Annotated in this window: 23 protein-coding genes, 4 tRNA genes and 1 pseudogene; 5 read left to right on the top strand and 23 right to left on the bottom strand. The window is 60.7% G+C overall.

The genetic code is table 11. The features are described from left to right. Nucleotides 1-140: 140 nt before the first annotated feature. The 12 genes from AB4N64_RS03195 to AB4N64_RS03140 form a co-directional block, all read right to left on the bottom strand. Nucleotides 141-734, bottom strand: coding sequence for a nucleotidyltransferase family protein (locus AB4N64_RS03195; protein WP_460121913.1), 594 nt, complete (start codon nt 732-734; stop codon nt 141-143). Next, the gene (locus tag AB4N64_RS03190) at nt 731-1,705 is read right to left on the bottom strand and encodes an XdhC family protein (protein WP_460121911.1); all 975 of its coding nucleotides are present in this window, start codon (nt 1,703-1,705) and stop codon (nt 731-733) included. Before AB4N64_RS03190 ends, AB4N64_RS03195 begins: the two co-directional genes overlap by 4 nt. Continuing rightward, a complete protein-coding gene (locus AB4N64_RS03185; RefSeq protein ID WP_460121910.1) occupies nt 1,705-4,026 on the bottom strand; it encodes a xanthine dehydrogenase family protein molybdopterin-binding subunit in 2,322 nt (773 codons plus the stop codon). The genes AB4N64_RS03190 and AB4N64_RS03185 overlap by 1 nt, the downstream gene beginning before the upstream one ends. Further along, nucleotides 4,023-4,493: a (2Fe-2S)-binding protein gene (locus tag AB4N64_RS03180; protein WP_460121908.1), complete on the bottom strand. Its 471-nt coding sequence runs from the start codon at nt 4,491-4,493 to the stop codon at nt 4,023-4,025. Before AB4N64_RS03180 ends, AB4N64_RS03185 begins: the two co-directional genes overlap by 4 nt. A gap of 316 nt (nt 4,494-4,809) precedes the next feature. Then, nucleotides 4,810-5,829, bottom strand: coding sequence for a UDP-N-acetylmuramate dehydrogenase (gene murB, locus AB4N64_RS03175; protein WP_460121906.1), 1,020 nt, complete (start codon nt 5,827-5,829; stop codon nt 4,810-4,812). Next, nucleotides 5,826-6,287, bottom strand: a complete 462-nt coding sequence (locus tag AB4N64_RS03170) for a low molecular weight protein-tyrosine-phosphatase (RefSeq protein WP_460121904.1) — start codon at nt 6,285-6,287, stop codon at nt 5,826-5,828. The genes murB and AB4N64_RS03170 overlap by 4 nt, the downstream gene beginning before the upstream one ends. Beyond that, complete coding sequence (gene kdsB, locus AB4N64_RS03165) at nt 6,287-7,051, bottom strand: 3-deoxy-manno-octulosonate cytidylyltransferase (protein WP_460121902.1); 765 nt, start codon at nt 7,049-7,051, stop codon at nt 6,287-6,289. Before kdsB ends, AB4N64_RS03170 begins: the two co-directional genes overlap by 1 nt. Further along, nucleotides 7,048-7,233 (bottom strand): Trm112 family protein, encoded by a 186-nt coding sequence (locus AB4N64_RS03160; protein ID WP_187677807.1) that lies wholly within the window; start codon nt 7,231-7,233, stop codon nt 7,048-7,050. Before AB4N64_RS03160 ends, kdsB begins: the two co-directional genes overlap by 4 nt. Nucleotides 7,234-7,257: 24 nt before the next feature. Further along, nucleotides 7,258-8,268 (bottom strand): tetraacyldisaccharide 4'-kinase, encoded by a 1,011-nt coding sequence (gene lpxK / locus AB4N64_RS03155; protein ID WP_460121901.1) that lies wholly within the window; start codon nt 8,266-8,268, stop codon nt 7,258-7,260. Then, nucleotides 8,268-8,699, bottom strand: coding sequence for an ExbD/TolR family protein (locus AB4N64_RS03150; protein WP_460121899.1), 432 nt, complete (start codon nt 8,697-8,699; stop codon nt 8,268-8,270). The genes lpxK and AB4N64_RS03150 overlap by 1 nt, the downstream gene beginning before the upstream one ends. Beyond that, complete coding sequence (locus AB4N64_RS03145) at nt 8,696-9,334, bottom strand: MotA/TolQ/ExbB proton channel family protein (RefSeq protein ID WP_460121897.1); 639 nt, start codon at nt 9,332-9,334, stop codon at nt 8,696-8,698. The genes AB4N64_RS03150 and AB4N64_RS03145 overlap by 4 nt, the downstream gene beginning before the upstream one ends. Nucleotides 9,335-9,433: 99 nt before the next feature. Next, nucleotides 9,434-11,656, bottom strand: a complete 2,223-nt coding sequence (locus AB4N64_RS03140; protein WP_460121895.1) for a DNA internalization-related competence protein ComEC/Rec2 — start codon at nt 11,654-11,656, stop codon at nt 9,434-9,436. Nucleotides 11,657-11,792: 136 nt separating this feature from the next. Here AB4N64_RS03140 and AB4N64_RS03135 point away from each other — a divergent pair, with 136 nt between their 5' ends. Then, nucleotides 11,793-12,311, top strand: a complete 519-nt coding sequence (locus tag AB4N64_RS03135; protein ID WP_460121893.1) for a DUF2062 domain-containing protein — start codon at nt 11,793-11,795, stop codon at nt 12,309-12,311. A gap of 60 nt (nt 12,312-12,371) precedes the next feature. Here the strand turns inward: AB4N64_RS03135 and AB4N64_RS03130 are convergent, their stop codons facing one another. The 4 genes from AB4N64_RS03130 to AB4N64_RS03115 form a co-directional block, all read right to left on the bottom strand. Beyond that, on the bottom strand, nt 12,372-13,151 hold the full coding sequence (locus AB4N64_RS03130; protein ID WP_460121891.1) for an ABC transporter permease: 780 nt from the start codon (nt 13,149-13,151) through the stop codon (nt 12,372-12,374). Next, complete coding sequence (locus AB4N64_RS03125; protein ID WP_460121889.1) at nt 13,148-14,080, bottom strand: ABC transporter ATP-binding protein; 933 nt, start codon at nt 14,078-14,080, stop codon at nt 13,148-13,150. The genes AB4N64_RS03130 and AB4N64_RS03125 overlap by 4 nt, the downstream gene beginning before the upstream one ends. Nucleotides 14,081-14,213: 133 nt before the next feature. Further along, entirely contained in the window at nt 14,214-14,837 is a 624-nt protein-coding gene (locus tag AB4N64_RS03120; RefSeq protein WP_460121887.1) for a glutathione S-transferase family protein, read from the bottom strand. Nucleotides 14,838-14,880: 43 nt separating this feature from the next. Continuing rightward, a complete protein-coding gene (locus AB4N64_RS03115) occupies nt 14,881-15,540 on the bottom strand; it encodes a transglutaminase-like domain-containing protein (RefSeq protein ID WP_460121886.1) in 660 nt (219 codons plus the stop codon). A gap of 248 nt (nt 15,541-15,788) precedes the next feature. Between AB4N64_RS03115 and AB4N64_RS03110 the strand changes: the two genes are divergently transcribed. Both AB4N64_RS03110 and AB4N64_RS03105 read left to right on the top strand, forming a co-directional pair. Continuing rightward, entirely contained in the window at nt 15,789-18,236 is a 2,448-nt protein-coding gene (locus AB4N64_RS03110) for an acyl-CoA dehydrogenase (RefSeq protein WP_460121884.1), read from the top strand. Nucleotides 18,237-18,310: 74 nt separating this feature from the next. Continuing rightward, a complete protein-coding gene (locus AB4N64_RS03105; RefSeq protein WP_460121882.1) occupies nt 18,311-18,718 on the top strand; it encodes a PA2817 family protein in 408 nt (135 codons plus the stop codon). A 29-nt stretch (nt 18,719-18,747) separates the two neighbouring features. On the opposite strand, the gene AB4N64_RS03100 is transcribed toward AB4N64_RS03105, so the two are convergent. After that, nucleotides 18,748-19,716, bottom strand: a complete 969-nt coding sequence (locus tag AB4N64_RS03100) for a LysR family transcriptional regulator (RefSeq protein WP_460121880.1) — start codon at nt 19,714-19,716, stop codon at nt 18,748-18,750. Between the two features lie 172 nt (nt 19,717-19,888). On the opposite strand from AB4N64_RS03100, the gene AB4N64_RS03095 reads away from it, so the two are divergent. Next, a complete protein-coding gene (locus AB4N64_RS03095; RefSeq protein ID WP_460121878.1) occupies nt 19,889-20,530 on the top strand; it encodes a LysE family translocator in 642 nt (213 codons plus the stop codon). 115 nt (nt 20,531-20,645) lie between these two features. Here AB4N64_RS03095 and AB4N64_RS03090 read toward each other — a convergent pair. The 4 genes from AB4N64_RS03090 to AB4N64_RS03075 form a co-directional block, all read right to left on the bottom strand. Next, nucleotides 20,646-20,721, bottom strand: a tRNA-Gly gene (locus tag AB4N64_RS03090). Nucleotides 20,722-20,724: 3 nt separating this feature from the next. Then, nucleotides 20,725-20,800 (bottom strand) — tRNA-Glu (locus AB4N64_RS03085). Nucleotides 20,801-20,905: 105 nt separating this feature from the next. Further along, a tRNA-Gly gene (locus AB4N64_RS03080) sits at nt 20,906-20,981 on the bottom strand. A gap of 2 nt (nt 20,982-20,983) precedes the next feature. Further along, nucleotides 20,984-21,059 (bottom strand) — tRNA-Glu (locus AB4N64_RS03075). Nucleotides 21,060-21,452: 393 nt separating this feature from the next. Between AB4N64_RS03075 and AB4N64_RS03070 the strand changes: the two genes are divergently transcribed. Further along, nucleotides 21,453-22,205, top strand: a complete 753-nt coding sequence (locus AB4N64_RS03070; protein WP_460121877.1) for a hypothetical protein — start codon at nt 21,453-21,455, stop codon at nt 22,203-22,205. A gap of 174 nt (nt 22,206-22,379) precedes the next feature. On the opposite strand, the gene AB4N64_RS03065 is transcribed toward AB4N64_RS03070, so the two are convergent. After that, nucleotides 22,380-23,084, bottom strand: a complete 705-nt coding sequence (locus AB4N64_RS03065) for a methyl-accepting chemotaxis protein (RefSeq protein WP_460126585.1) — start codon at nt 23,082-23,084, stop codon at nt 22,380-22,382. A 204-nt stretch (nt 23,085-23,288) separates the two neighbouring features. Continuing rightward, nucleotides 23,289-23,465, bottom strand: a pseudogene (locus AB4N64_RS03060) (HAMP domain-containing protein); the annotation flags it as partial. Between the last annotated feature and the right edge of the window lie 292 nt (nt 23,466-23,757).

The following is a 23,757-nucleotide window of genomic DNA, read 5'->3' as shown; positions in this document are numbered from 1 at the left end:
GCCTGCGGTGCCCGGGTACGCAGTCCACCTGTGGGAGCGGGCTTGCCGGCGATGGTCGTTAACGATAACGCGGGGTAGCTGGGAGGTCACCGATAGCTGGGCCAGCATCGCGAGCAAGCTCGCTCCTACAGGGGGTCGATCTACCCGGCGAAGACTAATGCCTCAGGGACATCCACATCCCACAACACTCCAGGATCATCCACTGGCACCTCAGCCACCTTCGCCGGGACGAACAATGGTTTGGCGCCACGGTCTCCCGACAGCGCCATCAACCCGGGACCGAACGAACGCCCAAATCCCACGGGATGGCCATACTCGCCGTTGATCACAGGCACACTGATCCCATCATCCGTCACCCCCGTCAGCACTTTCTCGAAGGTGGACGGCAGGATGAACGGCATATCGCCCAAGGCGATCAGCCACCCGGCGAGCTGCGGACAGGCCGCGACCCCGGCCGCGATGCTGTCGCCCATGCCGGTGGACTCGATCAGGACAATCTCGAAACCATAGGCCTGGGCCATGCGGATGACTTGTGGACGGTCTTCGGTGGTGACCAGCACGCGCTTCGTCAGTCCAGCCGGCACACTCATCAGCACCTGCTCGATCACCGAACGCACGGCGCCATCGCGCCCGGCGCAGTCAGCCAGCAACTTGTCCCGAGCACCACCCGCTGCCTGCCGGAACCGGGTGCCCTGCCCCGCAGCCAGGACGATGACGCCGATGGACTCGTTCATGCACTTTCCTTTTTCTGCTTCAACTCGATGCCATTTTTGATCGCGACGATTTCAGCCAGCAACGACAACGCGATCTCCGCCGGGGAATGGCTGCCAATGTGCAAACCGATCGGGCCATGTAACCGTCCGATGGCCGCTTGAGACAAGCCTAGCTGAGCCAGGTTGGCTCGACGTTTCTGGCTGTTGACCCGCGAACCCAGCGCACCCACATAAAAAGCCCTGGAATCGAGGGCCGTCAGCAGCGCCATATCATCCAGGCGAGGATCATGCGTCAGCGCCACGATGGCTGTGCGCTCGTCGGTCTGGATGTTCAGCACCGCTTCATCCGGCATGCCGGAGACAAAGCGCCCGTGCTGTTCCTCCCAGCCGTAGACGAATTCGGTGCGCGGATCGCAAATCAGCACTTCGAAATCCAGCAGGCGCGCCATCTCGGCCACATACCGGGACAACTGGCCCGCGCCGATCAACAACAAACGCCAGCGTGGGCCGTAGATCGCGCGCAACGTGTGTCCGTCGAAACTCAGCACCTCGCTCTTGCCCGCTGGCTGCAAGCGCACCTCACCGGTGGCGACGTCCAAAGTGCGGGCGACGATTTCATGGGCCTCGCAACGTGCCAGCAACTCGGCGACCCAGGCGGGATCCCCCACGCGTTCCTCGGTCAGGCGCAAGGTCCCACCACAAGGCAAACCGAAGCGGGCCGCTTCCTCCTGGGTCACGCCATAGGTGATCAACTGCACGGGCGGCCCGTCTGGCGTAATCCGTCCATCGTGCAGGCGGGTGATCAGGTCATCCTCGATACAGCCACCGGACACCGAACCAATCACCACGCCGTCTTCGCGCAAGGCCAGCATGGCGCCAGGGGCCCGGGGCGCGGTACCCCAGGTCCGGACGACGCTGTACAACATCACCCGCTGACCGGCCTGACGCCACTGCAATACACTGTGCAAGACATTCAGATCGACGCTGTCCATCAAACGTCAGCCTTCTGCCAACCCTGCAATTGGTAACGTACCGGCAAATTGCGGATGCGCTTGCCGGTCGCCGCGAAGATCGCGTTGCACAGTGCCGGCGCTATCGGTGGCACGCCCGGCTCGCCGACGCCGCCCAACGGCACTTCGCCCGGTGGAGTGACCAAATGCACCGCGACTTCCTTCGGCGCCAGGGACATGCGCGCCACTTCGTACATATGGAAGTTGTCCTGCTGGACCTTGCCGTCCTTGAAGCTGATTTCCCCCAGCACCGCGTTGCCCAGCCCCATCACGCAGGCCCCCTCGAATTGCGAGCGAATCCGCTCGGGGTTGATCTGCGGACCGCAATCCACCGCGATATCGGCCTTATGCACAATCAGGGTGCCATCGTCCTTGACTTCGACCTCGATCACCGCCGCGACGTAGGTGACGAAACTGTAATGCACCGCCAGCCCCAGCCCACGCCCCTTCGGCAACTGTCGCCCCCAACCGGCGGCTTTTGCGGCGGTTTCCAGCACGGTACGCATGCGTCCGGTGTCGATTGGATAACGCTCGGGCGATTCGCCGTAGTTCCATTCTTCACTCAAGGTGCGCGGATCGATCTGGCGATCCGGGCCGAGCAACCTGACCTGGTACTTGAGCGGGTCTTCGCCAGCCTTGTGCGCCAGTTCATCGACAAAGCTCTGGATGGCAAAACCGTGGGGAATGTTCGACACGGAGCGATACCAGCCCACTCGGGTGTGCACCACGGCTTCAGGGTTTTCCAGGCGTACGTTGGGAATCGCGTAGGCCATGTTGGTGAAACCCATGCCCAATTCGAAGGCCGCTTCGTGGTTCATGCCCGGTGCGAACAACGCGGTGATGCTCGGTGCAACGGTACGGTGCAGCCAACCGGACGGCAGGCCGTCCTTGTTCAGGCCGGCCTTGAGGTATTCCGCCGAGACGGTATGGAAGTAGGAGTTATGGATGTCGTCTTCGCGGGTCCACTGCACGCGCACCGCCTTGCTAGGAAATTCCTTGGCGAGCACGGCCGCTTCAATGATGAAATCCGGTTTGGATTTGCGCCCGAACCCGCCACCGAGCAGGGTGACGTTGAAGGTCACCTTGTCGAACCCGATACCCAGCCGTTCACCAATACGCTCGCGGGTGACCTGTGGCGCCTGGCTCGGTCCCCAGGCTTCGCAAATGCCATCCTTGAAGCGGGCAATGGCGACCATCGGTTCCATCGGCGCTTGTGTCAGGTGCGGCAAATAGTAGGAGGCTTCCAGTGTGCTGCTGGCACCGCTGATAGCCTTGTCGATGTCGCCGGTATTGCGCACGACCTTGCCCGGTTTCAGGGACGCCGCTTCCAGTTCCTTGCGGTAGGCAATCGAATCGTAGCTGGCATTGGGGCCGTCATCCCATTCAATTTTCAGTGCCTCACGCCCCTTGATCGCCGCCCACGTGTTGCTGGCAACCACGGCCACGCCACCCAACGGCTGGAATTCAGAGGGCAATGGTCGGCTTTCGATTTGCAGGACCTTGATCACCCCGGGGACCTTCAGTGCCGCGCTGTCGTCCAGCGACTTGACCTTGCCGCCGTAGACCGCCGGGCGAGCGATGGTGGCGTAGAGCATGCCCTCGAAATGGACATCGGCACCGTAGATGGCACGACCGTTGACGATGTCTGCGCCATCGATTGCACGGGTGCCTTCCTTGCCAATGTAGCGGAACTCCGATGGCTGCTTGAGCCGCAGGCTGTCGCGGGCCGGTACGGCCAGTGCACCAGCAGCGGCGGCCAGGGCGCCATAACCCAGCTCTCGACCGGACGGCTTATGGATGACCTTGTGCAATTGCGCGTGGCACTCGCCGACCGGGACTTTCCACTGATCGGCGGCCGCCTGTTCCAGCATGGTCCGCGCAGCCGCGCCACAGCGGCGCATCGGCTCGTACCAGTGACGCATACTGCGCGAGCCGTCGGTGTCCTGGTTACCGAAGCGCACTTCGTCGCCCGGTGCCTGCTGCACTTTCACCAGGGCCCAGTCGGCCTCCAGCTCGTCGGCCACCACCATGGTCAGGCTGGTGCGCACGCCCTGGCCCATTTCCGAGCGGTTGCACACCACCGTCACCGTGCCATCAGCGGCGATGCTGACGTAGACCTTGGGATCATCGATCCAGCCGTTGGGCATGCCCTCGGCGCCGAATTTTTTCTCTTCGTCGGCGGCGAACGCATCCTGCCACCCCCAACTCGCTGCAACCACCAGAGCACTGGTGGCGCCCACGCCCTTGAGGAAGCCACGGCGGCTGAGGTTGCTCAGGGCAAAATCATTGGGTAACTGGCTCATGCCTTGGCCTCCTTCAGGTGAGTGGATGCCTGCCGGATCGCGGTCTTGATTCGGTTGTAGGTACCGCAGCGACAGAGGTTGCCAACCATCGCCTCTTCGATCTGCTCATCACTTGGATTGGGGTTGGTCTTGAGCAGTGCAGTCGCCGACATGATCTGCCCGCCCTGGCAAAAACCACATTGGGCCACGGCGCTGTCGAGCCAGGCCTGTTGGACGACTTGCCCGACCGGGTCCGCGTGCAGGTTGTCGATGGTGGTGATGTTCTGGCCCACCACGGAGCCGATGGGCGTGATGCAACTGCGCGCCGGCGAGCCTTCGATGTGGATGGTGCAAGCGCCGCACAGGCCCATGCCGCAGCCGAATTTGGTGCCGTTGTATCCCGCCACGTCGCGGATAGCCCAGAGGAGCGGCATGTCCTCAGTAACATCGAGCTGATGGTCTTGACCATTGAGTTTCAGGGTAATCATGGGCACGCCCGCATAGTTATAAAGGTTATGGGGTCGAGCAATCTGCCGCTGGTTGACAGCGGTTGGCATCACGCAGATCGGCTCAGGCTAACAGGCTCTCTTGTGCAGACGCGAGCGTCTGAACCGGGCCTTTTATGGAACAAATGAGGGTTATCGTTAGCTGACTAAGTTAACCCAGTATTAACAAAAAAGCCCTGCAGGGCAGGGCTTTTAGTTGCAAGCTTCAAGCTGCAAGCCTCAAGTAGAAGCAAGACAGCAAAACCCACACACCTGATTGTAGCTTGCAGCTTGCAACTCGAAGCTTGCCGCTGCATCTCTAATACCGGTTAGGCTCCATTTCCAGCTCAACATGGAAACGTTCTGCAATGTCTTTCTGGATGCGCTGCGCAAGGTTCAGCAATTGCAAGCCCGTCGCCTCGCCGTAGTTGACCAGCACCAGCGCCTGCGCCTTGTGCACGCCAGCATCGGCGTCGCGAAATCCCTTCCAACCTGCACGCTCGATCAGCCACCCGGCGGCCAGTTTCATCTGCCCGTCCGGTTGTGCATACGCCACCAGATCGGGGTACTGACCCTTGAGCTGCGCAACCAGTGCGGCCGAGACGAGCGGGTTCTTGAAGAAGCTGCCGGCATTGCCGAGGACGGCCGGATCCGGCAGCTTTTCATTACGAATACTGCAGATCGCCCGGCTGACATCGGTGGCGGTGGGCTGGTCGACGCCTTGCTCAGTCAGGCGCTGACGCACCGGGCCGTATTCCAGGTGCAGATGCGCGACGCGATTCAAGGCAAACCGCACCCGCAGGATCAACCATCGACCGGGCTCTTGTTTGAACAGACTGTCGCGGTAAGCGAAGTTGCACTCGTCCAGATTGAAATCGCGCAGCTCACCCGTCTGGCGGTCCAACGCGGTCAGGCCGGCGAACACGTCCTTGATCTCCACGCCATAGGCGCCGATGTTCTGCATGGGCGCGGCACCGACGGTGCCGGGAATCAAGCTGAGGTTTTCCAGCCCCGACAATCCCTGGGCCAGGGTGTGCTGAACGAACGGATGCCAAGGCTCGCCGGCCTCGGCCTCGATGACAACACGACTGCCGTCATCGCTCAGGATGCGAATGCCACGGCTGGCCATGCGCAGCACCAGCGACTGGATATCGGCAGTCAGCAGCAAATTGCTGCCACCGCCGATCACCAGCAACGGTACGTCCTGCTGTGCGGCATAAGCCAGGGCTTCACGCACATCGGCATCGCTGTGAGCCTCGGCAAACAACCGGGCCCGGACATCCACGCCAAAAGTATTGAACGGCTTGAGGGAAACCTCGCGCTGTACCCGCAAACTCATAACCGCCCCTTCAATTCGATGACCAACTGATCACTGGCGCGCTCGATCAGGTCGAGCACGCGTTCGAAACCCTGATCGTCGTAATACGGATCCGGGACTTCGTCGATCTCCGACGGGTAGCGACGCAGGAACAGGTCCAGCTCGGCCTTACCCGAGGCTGGTTGCAAGGCCTTGAGGTTGCGCAGGTTGCTGTGATCCATGGCGAGGATCAGGTCATAAGTGGCGAAATCGGCGCGAGTAACCTGTTGGGCGCGCTGGGCGGACAGGTCGTAGCCACGCTGCTTGGCGGCGGCCTGGCTGCGTTTGTCCGGTGCTTTGCCGACGTGCCAGTCGCCGGTGCCGGCCGAGGCCACTTCAACCTGATCGGCCAGCCCCGCTTCGCGCAGTTTATGGCGCAACACGCCTTCGGCTGTCGGCGAGCGGCAGATGTTGCCCAGGCAGACGAACAGAACGCGCATCAGGCCTCCAGCAGGCGACGAACGCGTTCGAGGTCTTCGGGGGTGTCGACACCGGTCGGCGGTGCGATCAGCGCGTCGGCCACGTGAATCCGGACGCCATGCCACAGGGCACGCAGTTGTTCCAGTGATTCGGTGTTTTCCAGCCAGCACGGGCCCCAACTGACGAAGTCATGCAGGAAACCGGCGCGGTAGGCATAGATGCCGATGTGACGGCGATACGGCACGCCTTCAGGCAATTGCTCGCAGCTTTTGGCGAAGGCATCGCGGGCCCAGGGCAGGGTCGCACGGCTGAACGTCAGCGCCAGGCCGTTGAGGTCACTGACCACCTTGACCACGTTGGGATTGAACAGGGTCTGGACGTCTTCGATCGGCTCGGCCAGGGTGGCCATGCGCGCTTCGGTGTGGGCGGCCAGGTTGGCGGCGACCTGATCGATCACGCTCGGCGGGATCAGCGGTTCGTCACCCTGGACGTTGACCACGATGGCGTCGGGCGCCAGGCCGAGTTTGCTGGCGACTTCGGCGAGACGGTCAGTGCCGGAATTGTGGTCTTCACGGGTCAACACCACTTCGGCGCCAAAGCCGTTGCAAGCCTCGACGATGCGCGCATCGTCGGTCGCCACCACCACGCGCTGGGCACTGCTCTTGCTCGCCTGCTCCCAGACGAGCTGGATCATCGGCTTGCCGGCAATCAGCAACAGCGGCTTGCCCGGCAAACGGGTGGAGGCATAACGAGATGGAATGACGACGGTGAAGGCGGTGGTCATTTATCCAGGCGCTCGTCGGTGGTCAGGGTGCGGGCTTCGGTTTCAAGCATCACCGGGATTCCGTCGCGAATCGGGTACGCCAAGCCGGCGCCCTTGCTGATCAGCTCGGTTTTATCGGCGCTGAGTTTGAGCGGGCCCTTGCAGATCGGGCAAGCGAGGATGTCGAGCAGTTTGGTGTCCATGAGCATTCCCTGGAGAACAACGGTTTAAGGCAAAAGACGAGCCGGCAACAGACGCATCAACTGCGTATCGAACCAGGCCACGAAGGCCGGCGATGGCGCAGCATCGACCGTCAGATACCACCAATCGGCGGCGGCGAAGGCACGGCACTTCACCGCGTCCTTTTCCGTCATCACCAAGGGCAATGACGGTGTGAAATTCAAGGCCTGCACGCTGTATTCGGCGTGGTCGGCAAATGCATGAGGAACAGGTCGCCAGTGTAGCGTTTCGAGGGTTGTGAAGAAACGCTGCGGGTTACCGATCCCGGCAACGGCGTGTAACGCCTGGCCGTTCGGGAAATGATCGAGGGGACGCCGTTCGCCATTCTGCAGGTTGACCAGTGCGGTGGGCTGCAAGGTGAAGGCAAATCCGTCCGCCCGGTCATCGGCAGCGCCGTTGTACAGCACGGCGTCGACGCTTTGTAGGCGCTCGACCGGCTCACGCAGCGGCCCGGCGGGCAGGCAGCGTTTGTTGCCCAGGCCACGGGCAGCATCGATCAAGACCAGTTCTAGGTCGCGAGCCAGGCGATAATGCTGCATGCCGTCGTCGGACAGGATCAGATCCAGCGGTTCACTGGCCAGCAACGCCTTGACCGCGTTGCTGCGATCGGGATCGATCATCAGCGGCACCCCGGTGCGCTGGACGATCAGCAGCGGTTCGTCACCCGCCACGTCGGCGTCCTGATCGGACTCGACCCGCCACGGCAGTTGCGGCGGCTTGGCACCATAACCGCGACTGACCACACCGACCCGCAGGCCACTACGCTGGCAATGCTTGATCATCCACAGGATCAGCGGCGTCTTGCCCGTGCCGCCGACGGTGATATTGCCGACCACGATGAGCGGCACCGGCGGCTGATAGATCTCACCCTCGCCTGCCAGGAAACGCTCGCGCTTGCGCGTGACCACACGCCGATACAGCCATTCCAGTGGCTGCAGCAGTTTCAGGGCCGGGTGCCCCTGGTACCACGCGGCGAGCAGGCGATCGGACATGGCCATCAGGGCGCGGGCGGCGCCGCCTCGACTGTGGTCATGCGCAGGTGGCTGAAACCCAGTTTGCCGGCGGCGTCCATCGCGGTGATCACCGACTGATGCTGGGTCTTGCCATCGGCGCTGATGGACAGTGGCAGGTTGGTGTCGCCACCGGACTCTTTCTGCAGCGCATCGATGAGGGTCGCCAGATCGCTTTTTGGCAGGATCTGGTTGTTCAGCGCGAACACACCCTCAGCGTTGATGGTGAGGTCCAAGTGCTTGGCCTGCTCGTCATCGGCCGACGCACCGGTGACCGCCTGCGGCAGCTCGACGCGCAGTTGGGTTTCGCGGGTGAAGGTGGTGGTCACGACAAAAAACAGCAGCAGGATAAACACCACGTCGATCAATGACGCGAGGTTGATGTCCACGTTCTCCCGTTGCTTGCGACGGAATTTCACGCTTTTTTACCCTCGTACAGATCCACGTCGCGATCGCCCTGTACCACTTCAACCAACTTGATCGCTTCTTGTTCCATGCCCACCACCAATTCATCGATGCGTCGTTGCAGGAACCGGTGGAAGAACACCGACGGGATGCCGACCATCAGGCCCGCTGCGGTCGTGATCAGGGCCTTGGAAATACCACCGGCCAGCACGGAAGCGTTGGTGGTCATGCCCGTGCCCATGAAGGCGCTGAAAATGTCGATCATGCCCAGCACCGTGCCCAGCAAGCCCAGCAGCGGAGCCATGGCGGCGATGGTACCCAGCGCATTGATGTAGCGTTCGAGTTCGTGAATGACCCGCGCCGCCGCTTCTTCGATGCACTCTTTCATGATCTCGCGACCATGCTTGGAGTTGGCCAGGCCCGCGGCCAGGATCTCGCCCAATGGCGAATTGGCGCGCAGTTCCTTGAGCTTCTCCTTATTGAGTTGCTTGTCCTTGATCCACACCCAGACCTGGCCGAGCAGATGCTCAGGCGTCACACGGCTGGCGCGCAGGGTCCACAGACGCTCGGCGACAATCGCCATGGCCGCGATGGAACTCAGAATGATCGGCAGCATCATCCAGCCGCCGGATTTGACCAATTCCCACACAGTGTCAGTCCCCTCGAAAAAGTGCGCCACTCTAACATAGGGGGTGGGCGCACCGAAGACCGTGATGTCGCATCCGGTCGTTCTTCGATCCCCCCTTTTTTATGGTGCGGCCCGCCAGAAGCGCCGTTGTTGACGCATCGTCCAGGCCGGCTCGAAACGCCCGAGCCGCAGACGAATGGCGCCCTGCTCAGCGCTGTCGTGGACGGTCATGCCACGTTTTCGATACCGGGCCATGACCGTGGGATGTGGGTGGCCGAACGAATTACCGTTGCCGCGCGAGATCAACACCGATTTGGGTTGCAGCGCGGCCAGCAGTGCCATGGACGAAGAACTGCGGCTGCCATGGTGCGGTGACTGCAACCAATCGGTGGGCACTGCCAGTGGGCTGTCGAGCAAGGCGCGCTCGGCCGGAACGTCGATATCACCGGTGAGCAGCAGGCGCTCACCATTGGCTTCGACCTGCAGCACACAGGATTTTTGATTGCTGCCCGCCGCCTCGGCCCATTGCCATAGTTGAAAGCTCACGCCGTCCCAATCCCATCGCTGCCCGCTTTCGCAGGCTTGCGCGTTCAGGGTGACGGGCAGCGCGAGCGGGTCGCCGCTGAGGACTCGTGCCACCGGCAATCCATTGGCAATCGCCCGCGCCCCACCGGCATGGTCGGCGTCGGGGTGGCTGATCAGCATCAGGTCGAGCTGGTCCACACCCAGTTTGCGCAACGTTGGCAAAACCACTCGTTCGCCGAGGTCGAAATCACCGAAGCGCGGCCCGGTATCGTACAGCAGGGTGTGATGCCGGGTGCGTATCAGGATTGCCAGCCCCTGGCCGACATCCAGTTGCCAGACTTCGGCAATGCCTTCAGGGAGCGTTGGCCTGGGCGGGAAAACCAGCATCAGCAACAGCGGCCATCCCAGTGGGCGCAGCACAATGCCACCGGGCAGCAACAGCAGCAGCGCGCCCAGGCTGCCCAGCCCCCACGCCCAAACTGGAATGGCCACCGACACCCACGCGGGCACGGGGTCCGCGAGCAAGCCAAGGCCCCAGAACAACCAATCGATCAACCCGCCTGCCAGCCACAGTAAACTTTCGCCCACCAGGGGCACAGGCAACAGCAGCGTGCCGAGCAAGGCCAGCGGCAACACCAACAGGCTGATCCAGGGCACCGCCAGCAAATTGGCCAGCGGGCCGCTGAGGCTGACCGGCAATCCCAGTATCAGCAGCAACGGCCCAAGGCCAAGGGCAATCAACCATTGCGCGCGCGTCCAGGTTTGCCACCATCGCCAGGGACCGAGTCGGCCGCCGAAGGTAAAGATCAGCACCGCCACCGCCGCGAACGATAGCCAGAAACCTGGCAGCAAACTCACCAGGGGGTCCAGCAGCAACACCGCGTCGAGCGCCAGCAACAAGGGCCACCAGGCGCCGAGGTGGCGAAAACGCAGGCGCCATAACAGCACCAGTCCGATCATCACGCAGGCCCGTCGCACTGGCACTCCGAGCCCCGCCAACAGCCCGTAGGCCAGCGCTGCGGCAAACGCCAGTGCGCAGGCCCAGGGTAACCACGGTAAAAGGTTCGGCCAGAGCCCATAACGCGCCAGCCCGGCAATCAACAGGTACACCATGCCCGCCAACAGGCCGATGTGCTGGCCCGAGATCACCAGCAGATGCACGGTGCCGGTGTCTTGCAATACTTGCCAGTCTTCACGATCCAGCCCGGCGCCATCGCCCAGCACCAGGGCCGTCAGCGCACCGGTCCGACCCTGGGCATCCACCGCCTGCAAGCGTTGGCGGACAGTGTCGCGCCAGGCCCAACGGGCTTCAACAAGTCGCTGGCCATCCTTGATGGTACCGGTGGCGCCGATGCGTTGCGCCAGCAGCCAGGCGTCGTAATCGAAGGCATGCGGGTTGAGCAGCCCGGCCGGACGCTTCAATTTCACCGCCAGGCGCCAGCGCTCGCCGCTGCTGATCGGTGGCCCGCCATACCAGGCCAGACGCATCATTCGAGGCATCCTGGCCTCCCGCGAACGTACGTCAATCAATTCGAAACGCACCACCGCGTCGCTGCTCTGGGGCAACCCAACCACGCGTCCCTCGACCCAACGGGTTTCCCCGTCGAGGTCCGCCGGCAATCGGTCATCCAGCGCCCACTGTGCATTCGCGCAGGCCCAACTGAAGCCAAACAGGAAAAACGCCAACGGATAAGTCCTGAACGGCAACCACATCAAACCCGCCACGGGCAGTACCAGCCACAACCCTGCCGGCGGTAATACCGGCAAAAAGCGCAGGGTCAGCAGCCCCAACGCCAGCGCCATCATCCCTGTGCGCATAAGCCCGTCCTTGAGAGTCCCCTCCCTAGTGATAGCCGGCTCACGGCACGAGCGTGGTCAATAATTGTCACAAACTCTGAATGGGCGACTCGTAGAATCCAGACATACTTGCAGCCTTAACCGACCGAGAAGCCTTATGCCCCGGCGCTTATTCAAACGATACATGCCAGACCCGACCAGCATCAGGGAACATCAATCCTTACGCTTTCTCGGCCCCCTGCTGCATGACCCGAACCTCTGGCACCTCAACCGACACTCGGTGGCGCGGGCGATGGCGGTGGGTCTATTCGCGGCGTTCCTGCCGATTCCCATGCAGATGCTGGTGGCGGCCGCCCTTGCCGTACTGGTGCGCGGCAACATGCCGATTGCTGTCAGCCTGGTCTGGCTGACCAATCCGATCACCATGCCAGCGGTGTTTTTCTGCACGTACCAGATGGGTGCCTGGCTGATGAATGTGCCCGCCCGGCACTTGCCCGACGAGCTGACATGGGAGTGGATCAGCGGCGAATTGTCGACGTTGTGGCAGCCATTCCTGCTGGGATCGGTGGTCACAGGACTGTTGCTGGGCGCGCTCGCCTATTGCCTGGTGATGATGTACTGGCGCTGGTGGGTCAGCCGGCAGTGGGCGCGGCGCAAGAAAAAGCGTATGCAATGAACACAAAAGGCCTCCATCTGGAGGCCTTTTCAATGGCACAACGCAACCCCTGTAGGAGCGTTAAGTCCGCATCCCCCGCCCACTCACGAGCAACCGCGCGCAGCCGATGTACAACACCACCGTGGCCACCAGCATGAACGTAATCGCCACACTGATCCTGATGTCCGAAACGCCCAGGATTCCGTAGCGGAAAGCGTTGACCATGTGCAACACCGGATTGGCCAGCGATACCGTCTGCCAGAACGGCGACAGCAGCGAGATCGAATAAAACACCCCGCCCAGGTAAGTCAGTGGCGTCAGCACAAAGGTCGGGATGATCGAAATATCATCGAAGTTGCGTGCGAACACCGCGTTGATGAAGCCCAGCAGCGAGAAGATCGTCGCCGTCAGCACCACCACCAGGATGGTGAGCCCCAGGTGATGCACCTGCAAGTGGGTGAAGAACATCGACAGGACCGTCACGATTAGCCCGACCATCAACCCGCGCAGCACGCCGCCCAGGGTGAAGCCGATCAGAATCGTATGCGGTGACACCGGCGACACCATCAATTCCTCGATGGAACGCTGGAACTTGCTACCGAAGAAACTCGATACCACGTTGCCGTAGGAGTTGGTGATCACCGACATCATGATCAGCCCGGGCACGATGTACTCCATGTAGCTGAAGCCACCCATGTCACCAATCTGCCGGCCAATCAGGTTGCCGAAGATCACAAAGTACAGAACCATCGTGATGGCGGGCGGCAGCAGCGTTTGTGGCCAGATCCGGGTAAAGCGCCTGACCTCACGGTAAACGATGGTGTTGAGGGCGACGAGATTGGGTCGCAGCTCGGAATTCATACCGCCACCTTCGACAGATTTTTCTCCACCAGGGACACGAACAACTCCTCGAGGCGATTGGTTTTGTTACGCAGGCTCAGCACTTCGATGTTCTGCTGCGCCAACTGGGTGAACAGCGCCGTGATACCCATGGTCTTCTCGACCTGGACTTCCAGGGTATGCGCGTCGAGCAATCGGCTCGGGTAACCGAGCAACTGCGGCGCCACGCTCAGGGCGTTCTTCGTGTCGAGCAGGAACGTCTCCACATGCAGCTGGCTGAGCAGCTGTTTCATGCTGGTGTTTTCGACGATGGTGCCGTGATCGATGATACCGATGTGGCGGCACAGCTGCTCAGCCTCCTCCAGGTAATGCGTGGTGAGGATGATGGTGATGCCTTTCTGGTTCAGCTCGGTCAGGAACGACCACATCGAACGGCGCAGTTCGATATCCACCCCCGCGGTCGGCTCGTCGAGGATCAACAGACGCGGTTCATGAACCAGAGCGCGAGCGATCATCAGGCGCCGCTTCATGCCGCCGGACAGTGAACGCGAAGGTACATCGCGCTTGTCCCAAAGGCCGAGCTGCGTCAGGTACTGCTCGGCGCGCTCCTTGGCAACTTTCGGCGGGATGCCGTAATACCCGGCCTGGGTCACGACGATGTCGAAGGTCTTTTCGAACTGGTTGAAGTTGAATTCCTGCGGCACAACGCCAATGGAGCGTTTGAGCTGCGCAGGATTCTTGTCCAGGTCGTGGCCAAAGATGTTCACCGTACCGCTGGTCTTGTTCACCAGGGTGGAGAGAATGCCGATGGTCGTGGATTTGCCGGCACCATTGGGGCCGAGCAAGGCGAAAAAGTCACCCTCGGCGACGTCCAGATCGATACCACTCAGGGCCTGGAAACCGTTGCCGTAGGTTTTGGTTAGCTGCCGGATGGACAGAGCGGAACTCATATCGGATCTACGCACCAAGAAGGGAAAGAAGGAATAAACGAGGGTGGGCGGCGCACAAGGCAGCCACGGCACATGAGTGCAATGGTGCTTGTCGCCGCCAGACAAGTACAGTGAAGTGTGTCGATAGTAAGTATTAAGTCAACGCGGTCATGACCGCTTTTTTGTACGCTGGACGCTCTTTCAACCGTGCATACCAGGCCTGCAGATGAGGTTGCGGCGCACGCTCGATCGGCATCTCGAACCAGGCATAAATAAAACTGCCGAGGGGGATGTCGCCCATGCCGATTTCATCACCCGACAGGTACGGTTTCACGGCGAGCGCCTCATTGGCCATCGACAACAACGTGTCGCATTCCTTGATCGCGGCGTGGATCGCAGGCCAGTCCTGTTGCTCGGCCGGCGTGCGCAGGACACCCCAGAACACGGTTCGGAACGGGCCGGCAAAACTGGAAGTGGTCCAGTCCATCCATTTATCGGCGAGGGCACGCTGCTTCAGGTCGGCCGGATACCACGCGGTGCCACCGGCATGCAGGGCCAGGAGGTAACGTACGATGGCGTTGGACTCCCAGAGTACAAAGCCGTCATCTTCGATCACCGGCACTCGCCCATTAGGATTCATCGCGCGGTATTGCGGCGTATCGACCACACCAAAGGCGCCACCGGCGTCGATGGCCTCATAGGCCAGGTTCAGCTCCTCGGCGGCCCACAAGGGTTTCCTGACATTCGACGAATTTTTCCGACCCCAGATCTTCAGCATGTCTGCCTCTTTATGGATGAATGCGCAGGCAGCATACGCTGGATCAGGCGCGGCTCAAATCGCTCTGCATATCACCCAGCAGCAGCGGCAGTTCATCGCTGAACAGATGCGGGTAGCACTGTTGCAGATGCTCGAAGAAGAAGGTTTCGGGTACGTCGGCGAACTGACCGTGATCGACCAGATACTCCATCAGTTGCTCACCGTCACGATTGAAAGGGTGGAAAACGCTATCGTTGATGCCATCGAATTCCAGCGGCGCCACGTTGAACAGTTCACACAATTGCTGGTTGAACGCCGGCGTGGCCTTGACCCAGGCGCCGTTCAGGTACAGCTCGGTATAACCGTGCATGGCGAACACATCGCTTTTGAGCAACGCCAGTAAGCGAGGGGTCGACAAATGGTTGCGAACATCGGCCAGGCCAATTCGCGCGGGGATGCCGCAATGACGCGCGGCCCCCGCCAGCAATGTGGCTTTGGGCACACAATAACTTTCACCGGCGGCCAGTGCATGACTGCCACGCAAGCTGTGCGGATCACGACTGAATGTGTAAGGGTTGTACCGCACAGCCTCGCGCACCGCGTAGTAAAGATTGATGGCCTGCTCGAGCGGATCGCGCCGGCTGCCACGGTGTTTCTCCGCGAACTCCACGACCGACGGGTGGTCACTATCGATGAAGCGACCGGGATTCAAATACTCGTGCATGCGATTGATCTCCTGGGGGTGCCCCCGAGTCTAGCGACAGGCTCAGCACAGAGATAACGACGTTTCGGCCAAACTTGGACGCTTTGCCGCCCGCTCTCGAACGATTGGTGTGATCCGCTGCCAACCGCTCCTACAAACTCATCGAAGGTTTCTCACGATTTCTGTCTCACCGCTCTGGTCAACCTGTTCGGCCGATGCCGTCTAAGCTCTGAAGGTTGTTTTTGCCCTTGTTTCACGGAGGATTAAATATGCTGCTGTTGTGGATACTGGTTCTGGTTGTCGGGATTGCGTATTTAGCCCACCGTCGCGTCGCCCCCCTGCCCGCCTTGTGTATCGTTGCCGTTTATGTCGTGGCGATGGGCGCCTTCAGTCGCGCGCCTGGCTGGCTACTGCTGATCTTTTGGCTGCTGATCGCCGCTGTCGCAGCGCCCTTGCTGTTGCCTGACCTGCGTCGCAAATTTTTCAGCGCGCCGCTCTTCGACTGGTTTCAGAAAACGCTGCCGCCCATGTCCGAAACCGAGCGAGATGCCATCGACGCCGGCACGGTCTGGTGGGACGGTGAACTGTTCAGCGGCCGCCCGGACTGGGACAAACTGCTGTCCTACCCCAAGGTGCAATTGACCGAAGAGGAGCAGGCGTTCATCGACGGGCCGACTGACGAACTCTGCGCGATGGTGACCGACTGGCAGATTGGCCAGGACATGGACCTGCCCGCCGAAGCCTGGGCCCACATCAAAAACAACGGCTTTTTTGCGCTGATCATTCCCAAGGAATACGGTGGCAAGGGCTTCTCGGCCTACGCCCACTCCCAGGTGGCGATGAAACTGGCCACCCGCAGCGGCGACCTCGCCTCAACCGTGATGGTTCCGAACTCCCTTGGCCCGGCAGAGCTGTTGCTGCACTACGGCACCGACGAACAACGCAACCATTACTTGCCACGCCTGGCCCGTGGCGATGACATCCCCTGTTTCGCCCTCACCGGACCACTCGCCGGCTCGGACGCCGGTGCAATGCCCGACACTGGCATCATCTGCAAAGGCCAATGGAACGGCGAGGAAACCCTCGGCCTGCGCCTGAACTGGGAAAAACGCTACATCACCCTCGGCCCGGTCGCCACCCTGCTCGGCCTGGCGTTCAAAGCCTATGACCCGGACCATTTGCTGGGCGATGAAGTGGACCTTGGCATCAGTCTGGCGCTGATCCCCACCGACACGCCCGGTGTGGAAATCGGCCGTCGACATCTGCCGCTGGGCGCAGCATTCATGAACGGCCCCAACGCCGGCAAAGACGTGTTCATTCCTCTGGACTTCCTGATCGGCGGCCAGGAAATGCTCGGCAAAGGCTGGATGATGCTGATGAACTGCCTGTCGGTGGGGCGGTCGATTTCGTTGCCGGCAGTCGGCACCGGTGCGGCAAAATTCACCAGCCTGGTGACCGGCCAATATGCGCAGATCCGCGAGCAGTTCAACGTGCCACTGTCGGCGTTCGAAGGCATCCAGGAAGCCATGGCGCGCATCGGCGGCAATGCCTGGATGATGGACGCAGCGCGGATGCTCACCGCCAACGCGGTGGACCTGGGCGAGAAACCGTCGGTACTGTCGGCGATCCTCAAGTACCACCTCACCGAACGCGGCCGCGAATGCATCAGCCACGCCATGGATGTCCACGGTGGCAAGGCCATCATCATGGGGCCCAACAATTACCTGGGGCGCAGCTGGAATGGCGCACCCATCTTCATCACCGTGGAAGGCGCGAACATCCTCTCGCGAAACCTGATGATCTTCGGCCAGGGTGCGATCCGTTGCCATCCTTTCGTCCTGAAAGAAATGGCCTTGGCCGGTCGCGAGGACAAGCAGCAAGCCCTCACCGAATTCGATGGATTGCTGCTCAGGCATATCGGGTTCGCCGTGAGCAATGCGGCCAGTACGTTGGTACTCAACCTGGGCTTCGGTCACTTCGAGAGGGCGCCAGGCAACAAGCTCAGCCAAGGCTACTTCCGCGCCCTCAACCGCCAGGCAGCCGCTTTCGCCATGCTGGCCGATTTGAGCATGATGCTGCTGGGCGGTGAGCTGAAGCGCCGCGAACGCCTGTCGGCACGCCTGGGAGATGTACTCAGCAACCTGTATCTGGCGTCGGCCGCACTCAAGCGTTATCACGACCTGGATTCTCCCGAACACATGGCGCCTCTGTTCACCTGGGCCATGGAAGAAAGCCTTGGGCAGTCCGAGCGAGCCCTGGATGAGTTGCTGACCAACTTCCCCAACAAAGTGCTCGGTTGCCTGCTTCGGGTCATCGTGTTCCCGTTCGGTCGCCGTCACAAAGGCCCATCGGACAGGCTCGGCGCCGAAGTGGCAGCGGTGATCGGCCGGGCGAAGGGTGATCCAACCCTGGAAGAATTGCTCGGCGGCTGCTTCCGCCCACAATCGCCCGTTGACGCCGTGGGCGCGCTGCAACACGCCTGCAACCTGTTGAACGCGGCGCAACCGGTGCATAAAAAGTTGCACGTGGCGCTCAAGGGCGGTCAGTTCAAACCGCTGGCTGGGGAACACGTCATCGACGCGGCGCTGGAGGCTGGTGTCTTGCAGCCCATGGAAGCGCATAACCTGCGTGAAGCCGAAGTGGCGCGGCGCAAGGTGATCGATGTGGATGATTTCGACAAAGAAGAGTTGGCACCGACGCCAGGGAAAGTCCGCTGATCCTGCCAACCATGTAAAAACGGGCGCGGGAGCTTTATACTCCCGCGCCCGTTTTGCTCTTGAGGACTTATCTCGTGTCCAACGTCGTTGCCGATCATCTCGTCTTGCTTGACCACTTGCGCAGCATCCTGGTCGCCGTGGGTGAGGCCGAACAGGTTCCCGAAGAAAGCCATGCCCTGTTCCTGGAGCGCTTCGACGAACTGCGTGCATCCCTGCCGATCGATCCGATCGAAAGCCAGTACCTGGGCCAGGACATCCTGTGCCAGGTGATGACCCGCTACCCACAGATCGCCCACCTGGTCCCGCGCGACCTGCTGTGGTACTTCGCCGGTGACTGCCTGCACTACATGCCCGACGACGAGATCGACCTGTATCAGGCACTGGAAGAACGGCGCTACGAAGCTGAACAGAACGACGAACCGTTCGACTGGCATCAGGAAAAACAGTTGCTGGCGATGTCGAACGACGACAGCAAGCACTGACACCAAAAGGCCCGCATCGGGGGCCTTTTTTATTGGAACTCTGGCCGACGGGGGGCGGGTTGTTTGCCGGGTTTGCCCAGTGTCGGCTCTCTCTCAAGGCATTCCACCAGATAATCGATCAACACCCGCAGCTTTGGCGGCAGGTAACGAGTGGGCGAATGCAGCAGCCACGCACCGCCGTGGTATGAGGCGAGAAACGTCCAGTCTGGCAGCACCTGTACGAGCAAGCCCTGCTCCAGTGCATGACGCGCGGTGAAATACGGCAGGCTGCCAATCCCGATGTGCTGCAACACTGCACCCAGACGCACCCCGGTGTGATTGGCGGCATAGCGCCCGCGCACGCCAACGGTGACAGCCTTGGTGCCCTTCTTGAATTTCCAGCGTGCATCACTTGGCGTTTCGCCCAGGTAGATGCAGCTGTGATTGAGCAGGTCATGGGGATGAGTTGGCGTGCCATGCTCCGCCAGATACTGCGGTGTCGCACACAGCAGGTGATCGATGGTCAGCAATTGTCGCCCTACCAGCCCCGCAGGTGGATGATCGGTGATGCGAATCGCCAGATCGACGTGATCGTCGATCAGATCCACCTGGCGATCCTCGAGCAACAACTCCACATCCACCTTGGGATAACGCCCCAGAAACTCCGGCATGTGTGGGTGTATCACAAATCGACCCACTGCCTTGGGCACGCTGAGACGGACCAACCCTTGTGCTTCATCGGTGAACTGGCCGCTGATTTCCATCACCGATCTGGCGGCGTTGACCATCTCCTGGCAACGCTTGAACACCTCTTCGCCACCGTCGCTCAGGCGCAATTTACGTGTGGTGCGTTGTAGCAAACGCATGGCCAGCGCCTTTTCCAGGCGCGAAATGCTGCGGCTGACCGCCGACGGTGAACTGCCCAACTGACGTGCAGCCTCGGAAAAGCTCCCGGTCTCGACAACCTTGACGAAAATGGCCATTTCACCGAGTAACGGCAGGGGAAGATTTATGCTCACGACGCAACAGTCCTTTGATGTTTGAACGGATTATCACGCAATTGCACGCTTCATATAATGAAATACATAAACGTGAGTGAGAGCATGGAATATGACGCTTCGCCTCTTTTTCCATAGTGATGACCTCAAGGCCGACGTGGAAGTGCTTCACCCCTGACCTCATGGAGCTGAGATGCAGTTTTCGATTTACCTGGGAGAATTCCTGGCGTTGGCGACCATCCACTTTCTGGCCGTGGTCGCCCCCGGACCCGATTTTGCAGTCACCATTCGCCAAAGCGTACGTTTCGGACGTGGCATAGGAATCTGGACCGCCTTGGGCATTGGCGCTGGCATTTCCGTGCACGTGCTCTACACCGTGCTGGGGGTTGGCGCACTGATGCACACCCTGCCCTGGCTGTTGACGGTGGCCAAGATCATCGGCGGCGCCTACATCCTGTACCTCGGTGTCAGCCTGTTACGCAGCCAACCGAAGACAGTGCTCGAAGGTGAAAAGGAGGGCCATGAGCCGGCTGTCGAACAAACCCGGCTCAAGGCGTTCACCACAGGATTTCTGACCAACGCGACCAACCCGAAGGCCACGTTGTTCTTCCTGGCGATTTTCACCACCCTCATCAGCACCTCGACACCCCTTGTCATCCAGGCGCTTTACGGGTTGTGGATGTGCTTCGTCAATGCCCTGTGGTTCGTCATTGTCGCGCTGTTTTTCTCCAGCAACCGAGTGCGAGTGCTGTTCATACGTATGGGACACTGGTTCGAACGCACGATGGGGGTGATGCTGATTCTGTTCGCAGGGCGCCTGATTCTGTCGATGTAAAGCAGCGCCCACGCAAACGGCCCGCTCAGCCTGACTGACGGGCCTTTTTTTCCGGCCTGGAGACGAATTGCAGACAAACAAAAACGCCGCTCAATGAGCGGCGTTTTTGTGAATTTGGAGCGGGAAACGAGACTCGAACTCGCGACCCCGACCTTGGCAAGGTCGTGCTCTACCAACTGAGCTATTCCCGCAAATGGCGTCCCCTAGGGGACTCGAACCCCTGTTACCGCCGTGAAAGGGCGGTGTCCTAGGCCACTAGACGAAGGGGACACGCTACCCGGAACACATGGTGTGTGTTTCGGTGTCCAGATCCCGCATCCGAAGATTGGGTTCTGGTTTCACTCAGTATCACCCGAAAGCAACACTGTTTAAAATTGGAGCGGGAAACGAGACTCGAACTCGCGACCCCGACCTTGGCAAGGTCGTGCTCTACCAACTGAGCTATTCCCGCATTGGCGTCCCCTAGGGGACTCGAACCCCTGTTACCGCCGTGAAAGGGCGGTGTCCTAGGCCACTAGACGAAGGGGACACACGTACAACATTCACTGCCTGCCGCGTTTCGCTGTGTGCTTTACGCTGCAAGTGGCGCGCATTCTATGGATGGATTGAAGGGTCGTCAACCCCCGAATATAAATTTATTTAAATCAATGACTTCGCCCCGCTTTGCGCCACGATTCAGGCTTTTTGCTCGCCCGTCGTTTGGCGCCTATATTCTGACACTCGCCAAGACGTTATAGTCCACCCATGAAAAACATGATGGCAATGTGCAATTTGATTGTGCCTGCTTATATAAGAAGCGTTGCGGTCGATACAGTGACAAGCGCATTCGATCCAACCCGTCGAGCGGCCCTATGCGGCCCCATGCCAAGCCACTAAACTCGCTCGCGAATCCCATAAAGAGGTCTTACCGTTGACTCCACTCATGATCACCCTGCTCGTCGTAGCCGGGATAGCACTTTTGATCGCCATTGGGTACATGAACCATGTGGTGGAAGCCAACAAACTGGAACGGGCTCGTACCAAGGTCGAACTCAATGACCGTCTGCGCCGCTGCGGCGAGATCACCGAGACCTTTCCGGGCCAGTTGATGACCCCGGCCCTCAAGCTGCTGTTGACCCGCCTGGAGCTGAACGTCTGCCAGCGCCTCTTGAACCTGGAAAAAACCAGCGCCAACCTGAAGTCCCGGATCAACGAGCTGAGTACGCTGATCGGCCAAGGTGAATCGATCCCGGTCAACAATCCGCCCGCACCGATCCAGACCGAAGCCAAGGCCAAGGATGTTCGCTTCCTGCTCGAGGCCCTGCACGGTCAGATCACCCGTGCGGCACAGGATGGTTTCCTGCCGCCAAACGAGGCCAAGCGCTGGATCCGCGAAGTTCGCCACATCCTGGTGTTGTTGCACATCGAGTTCTTCAACAACCTGGGCCAACAGTGCCTGCAACAAGACCAGCCTGGCCAGGCACGTCTCGCTTTCGAACGCGGCGTGCAATACCTGCGCAAGCAACAGGAACCGCAGGTCTATGCCGAACAACTCGAATACCTGGAAAAACTCCTGGCCCGCGCCAACGCCCAGGTCATGGACCAACACGCGCAGTCCGAAGACGAGGCAAACCAGTTGAACGAAGGCCTCAAGGAAGTCGAGGCGGATTGGAAGAAGCGCGTGATCTACGACTGATTCATGGCTCGGATGCTCGCACAACGGCCGCACCGAAGCTGAATGAGCGAGCATGTCGCAGCGTCGTGATGGTCATCAACGATTATGCGGGCTGTCTGAATGCCCGCGGTGCCTGGGCTACCATCGCGACGGTTCGACGCCCCGACAAGCCCGCTCCTACAGGAGCGGGTTCAGCTACAACCTGAAATGCCCCACCATCCCCTTAAGCTCACTGCCCAATTGCGCCAGCTCGATACTCGACGCTGCGTTGCCCTGCATCGCCAACGATGACTGATCGGCACTGGCGCGGATGCTGGTCACGCTGCGGTTGATCTCCTCGGCCACGGAGCTCTGTTCCTCGGCGGCTGCGGCAATCTGCTGGTTCATCTGCTGAATCAACGACACTGCCGAAGCGATACTGCCCAGAGCGCTCTCGGTCTGGAGCGCATCACTGACCGCCAGCTTCACCAACTCGCCACTGCTCTGGATCTGCTGCACCGACGACTGCGCCGCCGCGCGCAAGGCGCTGACAAGGCGCTCGATTTCCTCGGTCGATTGCTGGGTTCGCTTGGCCAATGCCCGGACTTCGTCGGCGACCACTGCAAAGCCCCTGCCCTGCTCACCAGCCCGCGCAGCCTCGATAGCCGCATTGAGCGCCAGCAGATTGGTCTGCTCGGCAACACTCTTGATCACGCCGAGCACGGCACCGATGTTCTGGATTTCCGCACTCAGGCTCTCGATACTGGAACTGGCCGAGGACGCCGAATCCGCCAGTTGCTCGATCCGCGCCATGCTCTGACGTACCACGGCCTGGCCACTTTCGACTTTGCCGTCCGCTGTCTGCGCCGCCAGTGCAGCCTCCTCGGCATTGCGCGCCACATCATGTACCGTCGCGGTCATCTGGTTCATGGCCGTGGCGACCTGTTCGGTTTCCTCTTTCTGGCTGCTGACCTCCAGATTGGTCTGCTCGGTCACCGCCGACAGCGACTGAGCGGAGCTGGCCAACTGCTCGATACCCGCCTGCAGACCGCTGACGATTGTGCTAAGCCCCGCCCCCATCTGCTGCATTGCCTGCATTAACTGGCCGATCTCGTCCCGACGAGTCACCTCGATCGTGGCGCTCAAATCGCCTGCCGCGATCTGCTGGGCAACGCCGATCACTCGACGCAACGGCCCTACGATCAAACGAGTGATGACCAATGCCGCAATCAACCCGACCAGCAAAGCCAATGCCGACGAAGCGATGATCAGCAGCGCGTTCTTTTTCAGCTCGGTCTGCATCGATTGGTCTTCGGCGACGTAAGCCTGGTCAACGCGCTCCATCACTTGGGCCGCGCGCTGATTCAACTGCCCGTAGACGGTTTTTTCCTGGGCCAGAAGATCTGTATATTCCGCGAGTTTTTCACTGAAACCGCCGATATGCCCCACCACTTCATTGAGGACCGTCAGGTAACCCTCATCCTTGACCGTGGTTTTCAGTTGCTCGGCCTGGGCCAGCGCCTGATCGGCCTGTTCGATCTTGCCTTGGGCGCTATCATCGCCCTTGCGGCTTTGATCCAGGCGCATACGCGCT

The organism is Pseudomonas sp. S2_C03, assembly GCF_054668405.1.
This window is presented reverse-complemented; position numbering and strand designations above follow the sequence as displayed.